This is a genomic window from Burkholderia sp. 22PA0099, assembly GCF_047497165.1.
GTDB lineage: Bacteria > Pseudomonadota > Gammaproteobacteria > Burkholderiales > Burkholderiaceae > Burkholderia.
The window spans coordinates 3,448,810-3,464,271 of the sequence record NZ_CP163164.1; the positions used below are offsets into that span (position 1 = coordinate 3,448,810).

At 69.8% G+C, this 15,462-nt stretch carries 11 protein-coding genes; all 11 read right to left on the reverse strand.

The window, feature by feature from the left end:
- Positions 1 to 4: 4 nt before the first annotated feature.
- Positions 5 to 1,354 (reverse strand): type IVB secretion system protein IcmH/DotU, encoded by a 1,350-nt coding sequence (icmH, locus tag AB4851_RS15045; protein ID WP_414447884.1) that lies wholly within the window; start codon positions 1,352 to 1,354, stop codon positions 5 to 7.
- Entirely contained in the window at positions 1,351 to 2,688 is a 1,338-nt protein-coding gene (gene tssK / locus AB4851_RS15050) for a type VI secretion system baseplate subunit TssK (protein WP_414441640.1), read from the reverse strand. The genes icmH and tssK overlap by 4 nt, the downstream gene beginning before the upstream one ends.
- Before the next feature lie 81 nt (positions 2,689 to 2,769).
- Entirely contained in the window at positions 2,770 to 4,518 is a 1,749-nt protein-coding gene (gene tagH / locus AB4851_RS15055; protein WP_414447885.1) for a type VI secretion system-associated FHA domain protein TagH, read from the reverse strand.
- Positions 4,515 to 5,063 carry a DUF6931 family protein gene (locus tag AB4851_RS15060; protein ID WP_414447886.1) on the reverse strand — a complete coding sequence of 183 codons (549 nt, stop codon included), beginning with the start codon at positions 5,061 to 5,063 and terminating at the stop codon, positions 4,515 to 4,517. Before AB4851_RS15060 ends, tagH begins: the two co-directional genes overlap by 4 nt.
- Entirely contained in the window at positions 5,060 to 6,946 is a 1,887-nt protein-coding gene (gene tssI, locus AB4851_RS15065; protein ID WP_414447887.1) for a type VI secretion system tip protein TssI/VgrG, read from the reverse strand. The genes AB4851_RS15060 and tssI overlap by 4 nt, the downstream gene beginning before the upstream one ends.
- 108 nt (positions 6,947 to 7,054) lie before the next feature.
- Positions 7,055 to 8,071, reverse strand: a complete 1,017-nt coding sequence (locus AB4851_RS15070; protein ID WP_414447888.1) for a TcdA/TcdB catalytic glycosyltransferase domain-containing protein — start codon at positions 8,069 to 8,071, stop codon at positions 7,055 to 7,057.
- On the reverse strand, positions 8,068 to 11,028 hold the full coding sequence (locus AB4851_RS15075; protein WP_414447889.1) for an AAA family ATPase: 2,961 nt from the start codon (positions 11,026 to 11,028) through the stop codon (positions 8,068 to 8,070). Before AB4851_RS15075 ends, AB4851_RS15070 begins: the two co-directional genes overlap by 4 nt.
- Positions 11,029 to 11,145: 117 nt before the next feature.
- Positions 11,146 to 12,189 (reverse strand): type VI secretion system baseplate subunit TssG, encoded by a 1,044-nt coding sequence (tssG, locus tag AB4851_RS15080; RefSeq protein ID WP_414447890.1) that lies wholly within the window; start codon positions 12,187 to 12,189, stop codon positions 11,146 to 11,148.
- Positions 12,153 to 14,042, reverse strand: coding sequence for a type VI secretion system baseplate subunit TssF (gene tssF, locus AB4851_RS15085; RefSeq protein ID WP_414447891.1), 1,890 nt, complete (start codon positions 14,040 to 14,042; stop codon positions 12,153 to 12,155). Before tssF ends, tssG begins: the two co-directional genes overlap by 37 nt.
- A 5-nt stretch (positions 14,043 to 14,047) precedes the next feature.
- The gene (tssE, locus tag AB4851_RS15090; protein ID WP_414441632.1) at positions 14,048 to 14,560 is read right to left on the reverse strand and encodes a type VI secretion system baseplate subunit TssE; all 513 of its coding nucleotides are present in this window, start codon (positions 14,558 to 14,560) and stop codon (positions 14,048 to 14,050) included.
- A gap of 10 nt (positions 14,561 to 14,570) precedes the next feature.
- Positions 14,571 to 15,383, reverse strand: coding sequence for a type VI secretion system accessory protein TagJ (locus AB4851_RS15095; protein ID WP_414447892.1), 813 nt, complete (start codon positions 15,381 to 15,383; stop codon positions 14,571 to 14,573).
- Positions 15,384 to 15,462 lie beyond the last annotated feature (79 nt).

Below are 15,462 nucleotides of genomic sequence, written 5' to 3' on the forward strand. Positions count from 1 at the left end.
GGGTTCAGTTCTCCGGGGTGTACAGGATTTCCACGCGGCGATTGCGCGCCCGGTTGGCCGGCAGGCTCGGCGGCGTGGCGATCGGCTGCGACGAGCCCGCGCCGTTCGCCTCCAGCCGGCGCGGATCGTCGAGCCCTTGCGCGAGGATCGCCAGCGTGTGCTGGGCGCGCGCCGTGGACAGCGCGAAGTTGTCCTTGAATTGCAGCGAGTGCACCGGCTGATCGTCGGTGTGGCCGACCACGATCACGCGGCCGCGCACCTGGTTCAGCGCGGCGGCCACCTGGCGCAGCACCGGGATCTCGTCGGGCGCGAGGTCGGCGCCGCCCGACGGGAACAGCGCGCCGGCGGCCAGCCGCACGGTGGCGCGGCCGTCGGCCTGCTCGTCCACGCTCAGTGCGCCGGCCTGTTCGAGCGGGCCGAGCAGCGCCTTGAGGCTGCGCGCCGGCTTCGGCGCGGCCCCGCCCTGCGGCAGCGGCGCGTTCTCCAGGCCGATCGCGGCAAGCTGCGCGCTGGCCGGCTCGCTCAGGCCATTCAAGCGCGTGAAGAAATACAGGAACGCGCCGAGCACGATCACGGCCGAGGCGGCCAGCGCCACCCACAGCGGCACGTGACGCATCACCGGGTTGCGGCGATCCTCCACGCCGCGCCAGTGCGGCGCGAGTTCGGCGGCCGGCGCCTCGCGCAGCCCGCGAATGCGGCGGTACAGGTCGTCCTGGATGTCGGCGAGCCGGCCGAGGCCGCCCGGCTCCACCAGATAGCGCCCGCCGAAGCCGAGCGCGAGGCAGATGTACATCAGCTCGATCAGGTCGAGATGGCGCGAGAAATCGGCGCTCAGGCGGTCGAGGATCTGGAAGAACTTCGCGCCGCCGTAGGTTTCGCCGTGGAACGTGACCAGCAGCGTCTTCTGCGCCCAGCCGCTCAGGTCGCCCCACGGCGCGATGTTGACGGCCTCGTCGATCAGCGTGCACAGCACGTAGCGCGCGGCCATCACCGTCTGCGTGCTAATGCCGGCGTCCTGCGCGTAATGCTCGAAGCTGCGCACCTGCGCGACGGCCTGCTCGCGCAGGCGGGCGACATCGGCCGGCGGCGCCACGCTGTGCCGCAACTGCACGGTCAGCAGCAGCAGCGGATTGGCGGCGCGCACCAGCGGATTGGCCACGCCGCTCATGAAATCGCCCAACTCGGCGCGGCGTTCGGCGCGGGCGGTGCGTGCGTGGTTGGCCGCGCCGGCGGCCTGCGCCGGGCGCGGCATCGCGATGCGCGTGGCGTCGTCGGCGCCGGCCGCTTCGCGCGGGCGCAGCACGGTGGCGTCGGGTGGCGGATTGCGCTCGCCGTTGCGGGAGTTCGTGCTCATGTGCGCACCGCCCAGCATTGCAGGTCGAGGCCGGCGAAGCCGCTGCCGAAATGCATCGCGATGCCGCCCGAGGTCTTCAACATGCGCCACATCGACGATTGCCGGTCGCACTCGAAATACACGAAGCCCGACGTATAGGGCAACTGGCGCGGCGCGACCGCCATCGGCGACACGCCGATGCCCGGCAGTTGCAGGTTGACCAGGTCGCGGATCTTCTCGACCGGGCCGATCTTCGATTGCGCGGGCAACTGGCGGCGCATGTCCTCGGCCTTCATGTCGGCCTTGGCGGCCAGCACGAAGGTGGCCGTGTCGAGCAGCGTGGGATCGGGCACCACGCCCACCCACACGCCGTACTTGCGCTGTTGCAGCGGGATCGGCACGGCGCTCTGCTCCAGCACGGCGCTCAACGCCATGCGCAGCGCGGCGATCAGCGGCTCGAAGCTGTCGCGCAGGCTTTCGTGGCGATACGGCGTGAACGTGCGGCTGCGCTTGCCCGGCTCGGTGAACGTGGCCAGTTCGCCGGCCAGTTCGAGCAACTGCCGATACAGCGCCTCGGGATGCAGCAGCGGCGCGGCGGCCAGATGCGCGATCAGCGGCTGGTAGCGGTTCACCACCTGCAGCATCAGGAAATCGGCGATCTCGGCCGCGCCGCCGCGATCGGTTTCCACCACGCGGCCGGCCAGCGCCTCGCCGCGCTGGTGCAGCAGCCCCAGCAGTTCGGACAGAAACGTGACGAGCCGGTCGGCGGCCTCGGTGCGCAGCGCGGTGGGCATGAAGCCGTCGTCGAGGATCACGCGGCGGTCGGCGCGGCATTCCACCACGCGCGCCAGCGGAATCCGCATCAGCCCCTCGGTGGGCTGCGAATCGGGCAGCAGGCGCGTGCTCATGCCGCCCACTTCGAGCGTGGTCAGGCCGTCCATGCTGCCGGACGCGTCGCGCGCCTCGGTTTCGCGCACGCGGTAGCGCGTCAGCTGATCGGCCGTGGCGGAGGGCCAGGCGCTGTCGGGCTGGGTAACCGAGCGCAGCGGCAAGGTCAGGTGCACGACCTGGTCACGCCAGTTCGATTCGATGTCGAGCGGCGGCGGCAGCGGATCGTCGCCGGGCATCGAGAACGGCGTGCCGTCGGGAAACACCCCGCTCGCGCGCTTGATGCCGAGCTTGCCGATCGCCAGCAGGTCGGTTTCGAGTTCGAGTTCCTGGAAGCCCCAGGCGTGCGGGCGCAGGCCGCCCGAGCGCAGCTCCACGTAGCGCTCGAAATAGCGCTCCTGCTGCTGCATGTGCTGCGGCCGCAGAAACAGGCCTTCGCTCCATACGATCTTGTTGCTTTGGGTCATGGCGATACGTCGATCCAGGGTTCGGTGTGCGTGGCCGCCGGCGCGGGCGGCGGGGGTGGTGCGCTACGGCTGCGGCTGCGGTCAGTCGCGACGGCTTTTCAGGCGCACCAGTTGTTCCTCGTAGGCCCGCGCGAATTCGTCGCCGAACAGGCGTCGGAAGCAATCGTCGGGGTCGCGCGTGAGCGCCTCGAACTGCGCCTTGTAGCGCTCCCAGTGGCGCGACCGGCCACCCAGCGAGAGCCGCCGCGGGCTGCCGCCCTCGGCCTCCTCGATGCGCGCCGGATCGAAATGCTCGAGCAGCGAGTGGAACGCCGAGCGCACGCCGGCCAGCATCGCCATCTGGTGATTGCGGATGTCGGCGGCGGCGTCGTGGAGCGCGGCGCTGCCGGCCAGGAAGCCCTGGTCGGGCGGCGCGAACAGCCGCTTGACCGCTTCCTGCGCGGTCGGCGCGAACTTCAGCGGGTTGTTCTCGGTGCGCTGGATCAGCGTGGCGGGCAGGCGGAAGCTGTTCTTCAGCTCGGCGCGCGCGCGCAGCACGTCCATCATCGCGTCCACGGCGATGCGGAACATGTCTTCGAGGTCGGGGGATGGGGGCGAGGCTTGCGGTGCGGGGACGGATTGCGATTGCGGCGCGGGCGTCGAAGCGGGTGCGGGTGCCGGCGTCGATGCCGATGCCGGAGCCAAGGCCGGTGACGGTGCCAAGGCCGGAGACGGAGCCGATGCCGATGCCGATACCGGAGACGAGGCCGGTGCCGGTGCGAATGCCGCTGTCGGAATCGGAGTCGAGGCCGGTGCTGAAGTCGAGGTCGAGGCCGGTGCCGGGATGGCAGCCGGCGCCGATGCCGCATCGGCAGCCGATGCCGGCGCGGGTTGCTGCTGCGGCACGACATGAGGCGTTGCGGCCTGCGACGGCGCGTCGATCAGCGAGGCCGGCTCCATCGCGACCGGCGCAGCAGGCGGCACCACCACGGCCCGCTCGGGCTGAATCGGCTGAATCGGCGGCATCGACGGCACGCCCACCTCCGGCACGCTCAGCTCATCCCGCCGAACCGGCTCCACCCGCGCCACCACGCGGCTGCCGGTCATGTCCCAATCGTCGGGCAGCACCGGAGCGCTGGTCCGCATCGCCTCCACTTGCGGCGGCCGGAACCGGTCGGACACGGCCGGCGTGTGATTCCACGATTCGGCCGGCGGCTCGTGCCGCGACGACGCCTCGTCGTAGGACGACGGCGCGTCGAACATCGCGAGCGGATCGAGGCTCGCGCCCGGCGCAGCGTCCGGAATCAGGCCGTCGCCGTCATTGCCCGCCGCCTCGCCGCGACGCGGCGCGAGCAGCAGGCTCAAGTCGAGCGCATCGGCCGGCGCCGGCTTGACCGGCGCGGCCTTCGGCGCCGATTGCGCCTCGAACATCGAAGACGACGAAGACGAAGCCGCGCCCACTACCGGCGACACCGTATCCGCCACCGCGCGCCCGTCGTCGCCGAGCGCGCTCCATTGCGTCGCGGCCTCGCCCTGCAGGCGCACGTCGATCTCGAACGTATCGATCTGCAGGCGGTCGCCATGCTTCAGCGTGGACGGCTCGCCGCGCCGCAGCGACGCGCCGTTCAACAGCATGCCGTTGGTGCTGCGATCCTCGATGAAATACAGCCCGTTCAGATAGCGCACCAGCGCATGCAGGCGCGACACGCCATCGGCGCCGAGCACCCAGTCGCACTCGTCGGAACGGCCGATGCTGCCGTCGCGGCAATCGAACGTGTGCTCGCGACGCGCCCCGAGCCGTTCGGCCCGTTCGCCCTGCACCGACAGAATCAGGCTTTGCACGTTGCTCATTGATCACCTCCTTCGAAACCATCGGGCGTGCCCAGCAGACCGAGCGCGTCGTTGACGAACGCGGCCCGGCGGGCATCGAATTGCGCGGGCACCAGCGCCGCCATGTAGCCGAGCGCCGCCATCGCGGCAAGCGCGCTCAGGTGCTCGGGCGGCGGCGTGGGTTGCGCGTGCCGCGGATTGAGATCGCCGCCCGTCCAGCCGGCGGCGGCGGCGCACCAGGCGCCGATGCCGCGGTAGCGATGCGCGCTCGCGAACGCGGCGGCCTCGGCGCGGCGCGCCTCGCGCGGGTCGCGCACCCAGGCCTCGGCCAGCGCGAGCCCGGCGCGATCGTGCGCGTCGAGCGTCTGGCGGCTGCCGCACTGGCACACCCAGGCCACCGCATAGCGATGCGGCAGCAGGCGCGCGAGCAGGCTCAACGCGTCGGCGCACAGGCCCGCGTCGAGCAGCGCCTGCACGGCCGCACGCGGCGCCTGCGCGTCGTGCAGGCGGGCCAGGGCCGGCGCGGACAGCTTCATCTGCCGCGCGGCGTCGAGCAGCGCGCTCACAGGATCATCGGCGCGGCGCCGCCCAGAATGGCCGTGGCCGTGCCGATCAATTGCAGGTTGGTGGACTGCACGAGGCAATCGGCTTCGGACAGGATTTCCATCGCCGCCACCGAACTGATGTTGAGGTTGGCCTTCGAGTTGATTTCCATCGCGAGGCCCGAGGCCAGCGTCACGTTCATCTCGCCGTTGATCGTCAGGTTGGTGCCCTGGATCGCGATCTCGCCGGAGCGGTTCATCGTGATGCTGGCCAGGCCGGTGACGAGCTTGATCTGGTTGCCGGCCGTCAGCGTGTAGTTGTGCGCCACCTGCACGTCGTGATCGTGTTCGGATTCCTCGCGCAAATCCTTCTGCGCGTGGATCAGCACCTGCTCGTCGCCCTTGCGATCCTCGAAGCGGATCTCGTTGTAATCCTCGCTGCCGCCGCCCGCGTGGCTGCGGCTCTTGAGCCCGCTCTGGGTCTTGTTGTCGGGCAGGCTGTACGGCGGCATGTTGTCGGCGTTGTACACACTGCCGATGATCAGCGGCCGATCCGGGTTGCCGTCGAGGAAGCTGACCACCACCTCCTGCCCCACGCGCGGAATGAACTGCGCGCCCCAGCGCTTGCCGGCCCAGAACTGCGCGACGCGCACCGGGCACGAGTTGTCGGCGTGCGGCTTGCCGGGCCGGCTCCAGAAGAACGTGACCTGCACGCGGCCGTATTTGTCGACGGCGATGTCCTCGGGCGTGTCGCCGTACACCACGGCCGTCTGCAGCCCGGCGATGATCGGGCGCGGCGTGACCGGCATCGCGCGGAACGGCTGGCGGCTGCGGATCACCTGGAACGCGCAGTGGAACGGCGGCTCGCCGTCGTCCCCGCCGCCGCCCGACGCGTAATCCGGCTCGACCAGCCGCGTCTCGGCGCCGATCACCAGGTATTCCTGGTTCGCCTCGGCCGCCGGGAAATCCTTGAGCCGGAACAGCGCTCCGGTGGCGAGGCCGCATGCGTCGGTCTGCCCGCGGCTCGTGAACAGCGGCACGTTCTGCGCGTCGGCACGCACCTGCGCGTAGCGCTGGCCGTCGCTCAGGCGCTGGTCGTAGCCCACCGTGTCGTACGAGAAATCGTAGGCGTCGAGGCCGCCGAGGTTCGAGGCTTCGTCGCTCTCGGTCAGCGTCTCGGTGGCCAGCAGCGACGCCTTCGGCTTCAGGTAGTCGTAATCGTCGAGCTGCACGCGCATGGTGTTCATCGCGCGCGCCGTTTCCCAATCGCTGATCGACGCCTTCATGCGCTTGCCGCGCTCGGTGGGCGGCGCGTACGGAATCTGCTCGAAGCTCGGCACCGTGGTGTGCGCGCCGAGCGCGTCGGCCAGCACCATCGTGTGGGTGCCTTCGGTGTGCGTGAAGAAGTAGTAGATGCCTTCCTGCTCCATCAGGCGGCTGATGAAGTCGAAATCGCTCTCGCGGTATTGCACGCAGTAGTCGCGCGGCGGATAGCTGCCGGTCAGGCTCGGCTTGAGGTCGCTGTAGCCGATGTCGCCCAGCACCGATTGCACGATCTGCGGCACGCTCTTGCCGCGATAGATGCGGCAATCGCGCCGCCGCGTGGCGAGCCACGGCTTCGGCACCAGCACGAAGCGGTACACGGCGTAGCGCACGCCGTCGATATTGACGAAGCCGGCCTGCTCGCCCTCGCACACGATGCCGTTGAAATAGCGCGTGTAGCCCTGCGGCGTGACGAGCTTGACCGTCATCGGCGTGCCGAGTAGCGCGCGCAGGTCCACCGCCGTGTTCTTGCTGATCGCTTCGAGACGGTAGGAAAACAGCCTGCCAAGCGCCTCGGTCGCGCTCAGGTTCGAGAACAGCAGGCTGCTGCCGACATTGGAACTGAGTGTGATTGCGTGAGCCATGGAATGATTCGCGTGCCTGTGTCGATGAGCTTCACGACAAATAACAACCGGGGGCGGCGATCTATTCCATCGAGTTTTCGGCGCCGCCCGCGCGCGGGCGGCAGCGCTTCACAACCAGTCGTGAAAATACTGGTCGCGCACCTTGTACATGGGGAAGTACCAGTTGTCGCGCAGGAAGCGGGAATCCTCCAGCCGCTGGCCGGCGTCGGGCGACTGCAATTGCCGGTCGCCGAACGCGTCGCGGATCTTCTTGAAGCCCGAGCTTTCGGCCGCCGCGGTCGGGCCGGTCATCTTGACCGTGGAGTGGCGCACGCTCGCCGCATACAGGTCGCGCAGCTCGCCGGGCTTCTTCAGCGCCTTGTAATTGCTGTGGATCAGCGATTTGTAGGCGGTCAGGCCCCGGCAGCCGGCGTGCGAAGCGATCACCGAATTGCTGATCTGCGGCTGGTCCGCGCCGGTGACGGTGCGTTGCCACCACTCGTCGCTGTTCCAGCCCTGCTCGTCGACGGTCTTCCAGCTCGCGCTGGCGTAGCTGGACGAGAAGCGCGGGTACGACTGGTGGCAGATGATCTCGCCGAGCGCCTGCACGCAGCGGATGTCGGTATCGACATAGATGCCGCCGTGTTGCAGCAGGATCTCGATGCGCAGGATGTCGCTGGCGGCGCCGAAGTTGCCGCCGCGATTGACCAGTTCCTGGCGATAGATCGGCGCGTTCTTGCCGATCTTCAGGTCGCGCTGCACCTCGCGCAGCTTGATCCGGTTGGCCTCGCAAAACATCATGATCGAATTGGCGTTGCGGCTGCGTTTGCCCTCCAGCGCCTCGCCGCGCCGGCCCAGGTAGGTTTCGAGATAATCGATCGTGGCGTTGTCGCCACCCCGCTCGCCGAGCGTGTCGGCCGACTGTTGCCAGTGGGCGGCCGGTACCGCCGCGCCGTTGTGCGCGGCCTTGTATCGCTCGCTGATCTGCTGGCGGCGCTCGCCGGTCAGCAGCTGGTTCGCGTCGATCCACAGGTTGATCTCCCAATCGGGGTTCAGCTTGGTGAACGACGTGATGCATTCGCGGTTGCGCGGCGGGATGTCGCCGCCGATCCAGATGATGTGGAGGCGCTTCGGAATGGCTTTCATGCGGTGGCTCCCGATTCAATGATTGGCGCCTCGAACCGATAGGCGAAATCGCCGCCCTCGACGCTCACGCTCACGCATTCGAGCGCGTCGCCTTCCAGCGTGCGCGTCAGGAACGCGCGGCTGACGGCCGGCAGCAAGGTGTTCGTCAGGATCGCGTCGATCATCCGGCCGCCCGATTCGCTTTCGGTGCAACGGCTCACCACCCGTTGCACGACCGCGTCGTCGTACGTGAACGGCACACGGTAGCGCGCCTCCACGCGCCGCTTGATGCGGTCGAGCTGCAAGCGCACGATGCGCGCCAGCATCTCGCCGCTGAGCGGGAAATACGGGATCGTCACGAGCCGGCCGAGCAGCGCGGGCGGGAACGCCTCGAGCAGCGGCGCGCGCAGCGCCTGCGCCAGGCCGTCGGCGTCGGGCATCAGGTCGGGGTCCTGGCACAACCGGGCGATCAGGTCGGTGCCGACATTGGTGGTCAGCAGGATCAGCGTGTTGCGGAAGTTGATGGCGCGGCCCTCGCCGTCCTCCATCGCGCCCTTGTCGAACACCTGGAAGAACATCTCGTGCACGTCGGGGTGGGCCTTTTCGACCTCGTCGAGCAGCACCACCGAATACGGCTTGCGGCGCACCGCCTCGGTCAGCAGGCCGCCCTCGCCGTAACCGACATAGCCGGGCGGCGCGCCCTTCAGCGTGGAGACGGTGTGCGCCTCCTGGAACTCGCTCATGTTGATCGTGATGAGGTTGTGCTCGCCGCCGTACAGCGCGTCGGCCAGCGCCAGCGCCGTCTCGGTCTTGCCGACGCCCGAGGTGCCGGCCAGCATGAACACGCCGATCGGCCGGTCGGGGTTGTCGAGGCCGGCGCGCGAGGTCTGGATGCGCTTGGCGATCGCCTCCATCGCGTGATCCTGGCCGATCACGCGCTCGCCGATCAGGCTCGCGAGGTTCATCACGGTGCGCAGTTCGCTGCGCATCATCCGGCCGACCGGGATGCCGGTCCAGTCGGACAGCACGGCCGCCACGGCCTGGTAATCGACGCTCGGCAGGATCAGCGGCGTCTCGCCCTGCAAGGCGGCCAGCTCGGCTTGCAGGCGCTGGAGATCGGCGAGTGTGGCGGCGCGGGTGGTGGCGTCGAGGGGGAGCGAGGTGTCGAGCGTGGAATCGGTCGGTGCCTGCGCTCTTGCTTCGGCCGGCGTTTCGGCCAGTGCTTGCGGCCGTGCCGTGGCAGGCGTTTCGGCCGGTGTTTGGGGCCGTGCTGCGCCCGGTGCTTCAACCAGTGCTTGCGGATGCGTTACGGCGGGCATTTCAGCCAGTGCTTGCAGCCGCGCCGTGGCAGGCTCCTCAACCGACGCGCCGCCCCGCGTTTCATCGCCCATCGCATCCAGCCCGCCACCGGTGCCGTCCACCGCCTCCCCATCGCCGCGCAATTGCGCGCGCAGCGCCAGAATCCGCTCGACCAACGCCTTTTCCTCGGCCCACACCGCCTCGCGCTCCACGAGCCGCGCGCGCTGCGCATCGAGCGCGGTCAACACCTGCGCCTCGCGCGCGGCCGTGTCGATGCCGATCCGCGCCTCGCGCGCGATGATCCGCTGCTCGGTTTCGAGCGCCTCGATGCGCTTGAGCGCATCGTCGATCTCGGCCGGCACGGCGTGCTGGCTGATCGCGACACGCGCGCAGGCGGTGTCGAGCAGGCTCACCGATTTGTCGGGCAACTGCCGCGCCGGGATATAGCGATGCGACAGCCTGACGGCCGCCTCCAGCGCCTCGTCGAGGATCTGCACGCGATGGTGGCGCTCCATCACGCCGGCCACGCCGCGCATCATCAGGATCGCCTTGTCCTCGCCCGGCTCGTCGACTGGCACGGTCTGGAAGCGCCGCGTCAGCGCCGGGTCCTTCTCGATGTGCTTGCGGTATTCGGCCCAGGTGGTCGCGCCGATGGTGCGCAGGTTGCCGCGCGCGAGCGCCGGCTTCAGCAGGTTCGCCGCGTCGCCGGTGCCGGCCGCGCCGCCCGCGCCGACCAGCGTGTGCGCCTCGTCGATGAACAGAATGACCGGTTGCGGCGAGGCCTGCACGGCCTCGATCACGAGCCGCAGCCGGTTCTCGAATTCGCCCTTCATGCTCGCGCCGGCCTGCAACAGGCCGATGTCGAGCGTGCGCACCACCACGTCCTTGAGCGGCGGGGGCACGTCGCCGCGCGCGATGCGCAGCGCGAAGCCCTCCACCACCGCCGTCTTGCCCACGCCGGCCTCGCCCACCAGCATCGGGTTGTTCTGCCGCCGCCGCATCAGGATGTCGACCACCTGCCGGATCTCGCCGTCGCGCCCGACGATCGGATCGAGGCTGCCGTCGCGCGCCTGCGCGGTCAGGTCCACGGTGAACTGCCGCAACGCCTGCTGGCCGCTCGCCTGCGGCGGCGCGAGCGCACCGCTGGCGTCGCCGGGCGCGGCCGCCTCGGCGCGAAAGCCGTCGGTGGCCGGCAGGCTGTCTTCGGGCGAGCCGGCCACGATTTGTGCGAAGCCGTCGGCCAGCGCCTCGGGCTTGAGCTTCGCGAATTCCGCCGACAGCGCCTGCAACGCATGGCGCAGATGGCGCGTGCGCAGCAGCCCCACCAGCAGATAGCCGGTGCGCACCTGCGATTCGCCGAACATCAGCGTGGCGAACACCCAGCCGCGCTCCACCGCCTCCTCCACGTCGGCCGACAGGTCTGAAATCGACGTGCTGCCGCGCGGCAGCCGGTCGAGCGCGACGCTCAGGTCACGCGCCAGGTTCGACGGGTTCACGTCGAAGTGCCGGACGATGCGGTGCAGGTCCGAATCCTGCAATTGCAGGATCTGATGCAGCCAGTGCACCAGTTCGACATCGGGGTTGCCGCGCAGCTTGCAGAACACGGTGGCGCTTTCGATCCCGCGGTAAGCCAGCGCATTGAGCTTGCCGAACAAGGCGCCGCGACTGATTTCGGCCATGATCCATCCTGTAGACAGTGAGGCGGCCGCTCGGCGGCCACCGGTTCAAAGTGACGAAGCGCCGGCCGCGCCGCGCTTCGTTGCGTTTCACCCGGGGCAAAGCCGGGCCGCCCGGCGCTAGTCCACCGGCGTCAATACCACCTCGTCGGCGTCGGCCGGCTTCGGATAGCGGCCCATCCAGGTGCTGAAGCCCATTCGCCCGGCGCGGCCCAGGTGCATGCCCGGCACGTCTTCCTTTTTCAGCACCAGTTGCACGTCCCAGCCCTTTTCGCCGCCCACGTACAGCCGCACGGCCGCCACCAGCTCCTCGAGCGCATCGCCGCCGGGCAGGAAGCGGTTGAACTGGTTCAGGCTCAACGGCCCGATGCGCAGCCGGAAGCGGTGCTGCGCGCCGCGCACCTGCGCGCCGAGCGTGGCGTTGCGGCCCATCTGCGCCATCGCGCCGCCCATGCGCAGGTGCGCTTCCGGCGGCAGCGCCATCCAGCCGATCACGAACTCCTGCACCGCCACCGGCACCTCGAAGTAGTGTTCGAGCAAGCCCTTGAGGCCTTCGGCGTTGCGCGCCTGCGGCACCAGCCGCCCGGCGAAGAAGCGCTTGTAGGCGTCGGGCAACGCGTCGCGCCCCTCCAGTTGCGGCGAGCCGATGCCGATCAGCGCGCCGATATAGGTGCGAAACCGGTCCTGCGCCGGGCGGTCGAACTGCACGGTCGGCTGTGCGTCGGCCCAGGCGCGGTAGAACAGGCTCAGCATCCGGTGATGAAACAGGTCGGCGAACGCCACCAGCGTCGGGTCCTTGGCATTGCGCTGCCGATCGACGGCGTGCTCGGTCAGGTGCAGCGGCAGCGGCCCGTTCGGCCCGAACAGCCCGAGGAACAGCCCGTGCAGCCGCCCCGGCTCGCCGTTTTCGCCCGGCTCGAAGCGCTCGATGCTGCGCGCCGGGAATTCGAGCGAGGCGGCGTGGGCGAGCCGCACCGGGTCTTCGGCCGGCTTGGTCGAATGGCCGAAGCGCGGCTGCGCCGGATACGCGCATTCGAGCCGCCGCATCGCCTCGAAGAATTCGAAATCGAACGGGCGCGCGTGCAGCGCCGCCTCCAGCTCGGCGGCGGCCTCGCCGGCGCGGGCCGTCACAGGATCGGACGCTTGCCGGGGGTCGCGGGCCATCGGGCTACCTCGTTGCGTTCGAAGGTGCGCAGCGCCGTTTCGGTGAACGAATTCAGCGAGACGTAGCGCGCGAAGAAGTGCTGGAGCACCGAGCCGAGCAGGAACGCGCTGCCGCCCTCGAACGCGGCGTCGGCGCAGGTCAGCGTGATTTCGAGGCCGCGCCCGTAGGTGATCGGCCCCGGCACCGGAATGCGGCGCGTGGCGGGCCGCGCGACCACCTGCTTGATGCCCTCGATCTGCCGGCGCGCGGCGGCGTCGAACTCGTCGTGATACAGGCCGAGCATCTCGCGCAGCGCCGCCGCGCCCTGCTCGCCGTCCTCGCCGAGCAGCGAGAGGTAATTCAGTTGCAGATGGCTGATCAGCCGCCACGCGGTGTCGCCGATCGCGGTGGGCGCGCGCGGCCGGGTCGGGCCGGCCACGCAGCGGATCGAGGCCACCGGCGCATCGGTATCGAGCGTGAAATCGGTGTACGACTTGCCCACCGGCATGTGCAGCGGCAGATCGCGGTTGGTGCACAGCACGCGCAGGCCGAGCTGGCGCAGCGAGGTGGCATACGGCGCGTCGTTGGCGTCGACCAGCGCGATGAAGGTCTCGCTGCCGACATAGCTCGACCGCGCGCCCTTCTCCTTCTGGCGGCTCGACAGCAGGCGCGGCTCGCGGCGCAGCGTGTGGAACGCCGCCTGCCCGCCATGCCAGGTGCGCGCGTTGCCGCCATAGAACGGCAGGAAGCTTTGCTCGGGCTCCTGACGATCGCCGTAGCCCTGCACGTCGAGCACGCTGTGCACCTCGAAATCCATCGGCCGCGTGCGGTCGCCGATCACGTGATATTCGGTCTTGCCCGTTTGCAGATGGATGCGGTCCGCGCGCCGCTCGAACAGGTTGACGGCGGGCGTGCAGAACAGCCGGAAATTGCCCGCGTCGATCGCGTTGTGCAGGCGCGGCACGCTGCGATCGAGCCACACGACGATCTCGAACTCCGTGGTGCGCGCACGCGCGAGCAGCGCGCGCAGCCCGGTGAACTCGACGAAACGGAAGCGCTCCGGGCACGCGAAATACTCCTGCAGCAGCCGGTAGCCGCTGAACGAGCGATCGCCGTACGGCAGCATGCCCTCGTGCTCGTCGAAGCCGAGCGGGCGCAGCGCCGCCGCGTCGTGATGGTCGGCGAGCCACTCGCCTTCGGTGGAAGCCGCGGTGCGCACCGTGTAGCCGGCGCAATTCGCCAGCAATTGTTCGTGGATCAGGCCCGGCAGTTCGTCCGCGCCGGCCAGGAACACCGGCAGCCGGTCGAGCGCGAGCATGTTGGCCTGCACGCCGGCCAGCGTGCGCAGCCGCAGCCGCAAGCCCGCGCGCACCGGGCGGTGGCGCGGCGGCACGAGGCCGGCGGCGGCCAGCGCGGCCGGCGTATCGAAGTAGCGCGCCTCGCTCAGTTCGAGCGGCCACAGCGTCACCTCGTGCGCGCTGCGGTATTCGCAGGCGGTGCGCTCGCCGAAGCCGGTCAGGCTGCGCATCACCGTGTGCCGCGCCACCGCATGCCCGGCCGGCGGCAAATCCTCACTCGCATCGGGATGCAGTTGCACCACCGCCATCGACGGAATCGGCGCGAGGTAATGCGGATAGATCATCTCCAGCAGATGCTGGGTGAACACCGGGTATTGCGCGTCGAGCTTCAGTTGCACACGCGCGGCCAGGAACGCGAAGCCTTCGAGCAGGCGCTCGACGTAGGGGTCGGCGCATTCGAAGCCTTCCATGCCGAGCCGGCCGGCCACCTTCGGGTAGGCGCGCGCGAATTCCGCGCCCATTTCCCGGACGTGCTGCAATTCGCGGTTGTAGTAACGAAGAAGACGAGGATCCATAGCGATCAGCCGAAGTGTTGCGCGACGCGGAATTCGCCGGTTTCGAGATCGACGTCGGTGCGCAGGTAGAGGCCGAGCGGCATCGGCTGCGCCCACATCTGCGCATCGATGCGGAAGCTCAGCGAACGGCTGTCCATGCGTGCCTCGTCGGCATGCACGCTCACCTGCACGGTGTCGGCGATCAGGCGCGGCTCGAAATCGAGCAGCGCGACGCGGATGCGCTCCTGCAAGGTGCCCGCGTCGATGCCCGACAGCGTCGCGCCGGCCAGGTCGGGAATGCCGAAATTCAGCACCGAGTTGCGCACCTGGTCGAGCCCGTCGAGTTCGTCGAGCCGCTCGCCATCCCATTGGCGCGTGCAGTTCAGCAGCGCGGCGATGTCGCGCGTGACGCACTCGCGCAGCCGCGCGGCGGTGATCACGCGCTGCTCGCGGCTTTCGTCGGGCTCGTGCGGCGCGAGGTCGGTGAGCCGGTCGAGCAGCGACGGCTGCAGGCGCTCCTGCGGGGTGAGTTCGGCCATGGCCGGGCGCCTAGCGCACGTCGAACGTGATCGAGCGCACGTCGAGCAGCGAATGCTCGGCGCGGTCGGTCACCAGCATGCGCTGGCCCTGGCCCACGAAGCAGTCCGCATCCTGCTCGACCCAGGCGGTGCGCGCGGCCAGCGTCAGCGCGGCGACGCTGCAATGCTCGCTGCCCGGATAGCGGCACGGCACGAAGCCGACCGCCTCGCCGCCGGCCTGCCAGCCGATGCGCACCGGCGCCCAGATCTTGTCGCGCAGGTCGCTGGGCGCTTCGAAATCGAGCGAGCGGACCTGCGAGAACGGCACCCAGGTATAGCCGGCCTTGAGGATCACTTCGAGGCACGGGCCGAAGCGCGGGTCGGCGTCGGCGATCCAGTCGAACGGCTCGCCGTCGATGTGCCCCGCCACCGTGGGCGCGGCGTCGAACGCGTCGTTGCGCAGCGCCAGCGCGGCCTGCACGTGGCCGCTGCACAGCGCCGCCAGCGATTGCACGAGCGGTGCATGCCATGGCTCCTCCGCGCCGACGAGCGGCGGCAGCGCGCTGCCGGCCATCACGGCGGCGCGTTCGATCTCGCCGTGCAGCGCGGTGCCGTAGGCGCTCGCCATCAGCGCGTTCTGCGCATCCAGCTCGTGCGCGACTGCCAATTGCCGTTCGGCGCGCGCCCAATCGCCGAGCAAGGCCAGCAACTGGAACAGGAACACCCGCAAGCGGGCGTCGGCCGGACGGCTTCTGACCTCGGCGGACAGCGCGCGCAGCGCTTCGTCCAGTTGCCCGTTGGCGAGCAGCGTTTCGGGGCTGGCAGTGACAGGAAGGGGGCTCACGGCGAAACATTCCTTGATGGGCGGGCTGGGAACGGAACCGGGCGCGAGGCCCGGCTCCGGCGCGCCGCATCCGCCGTCG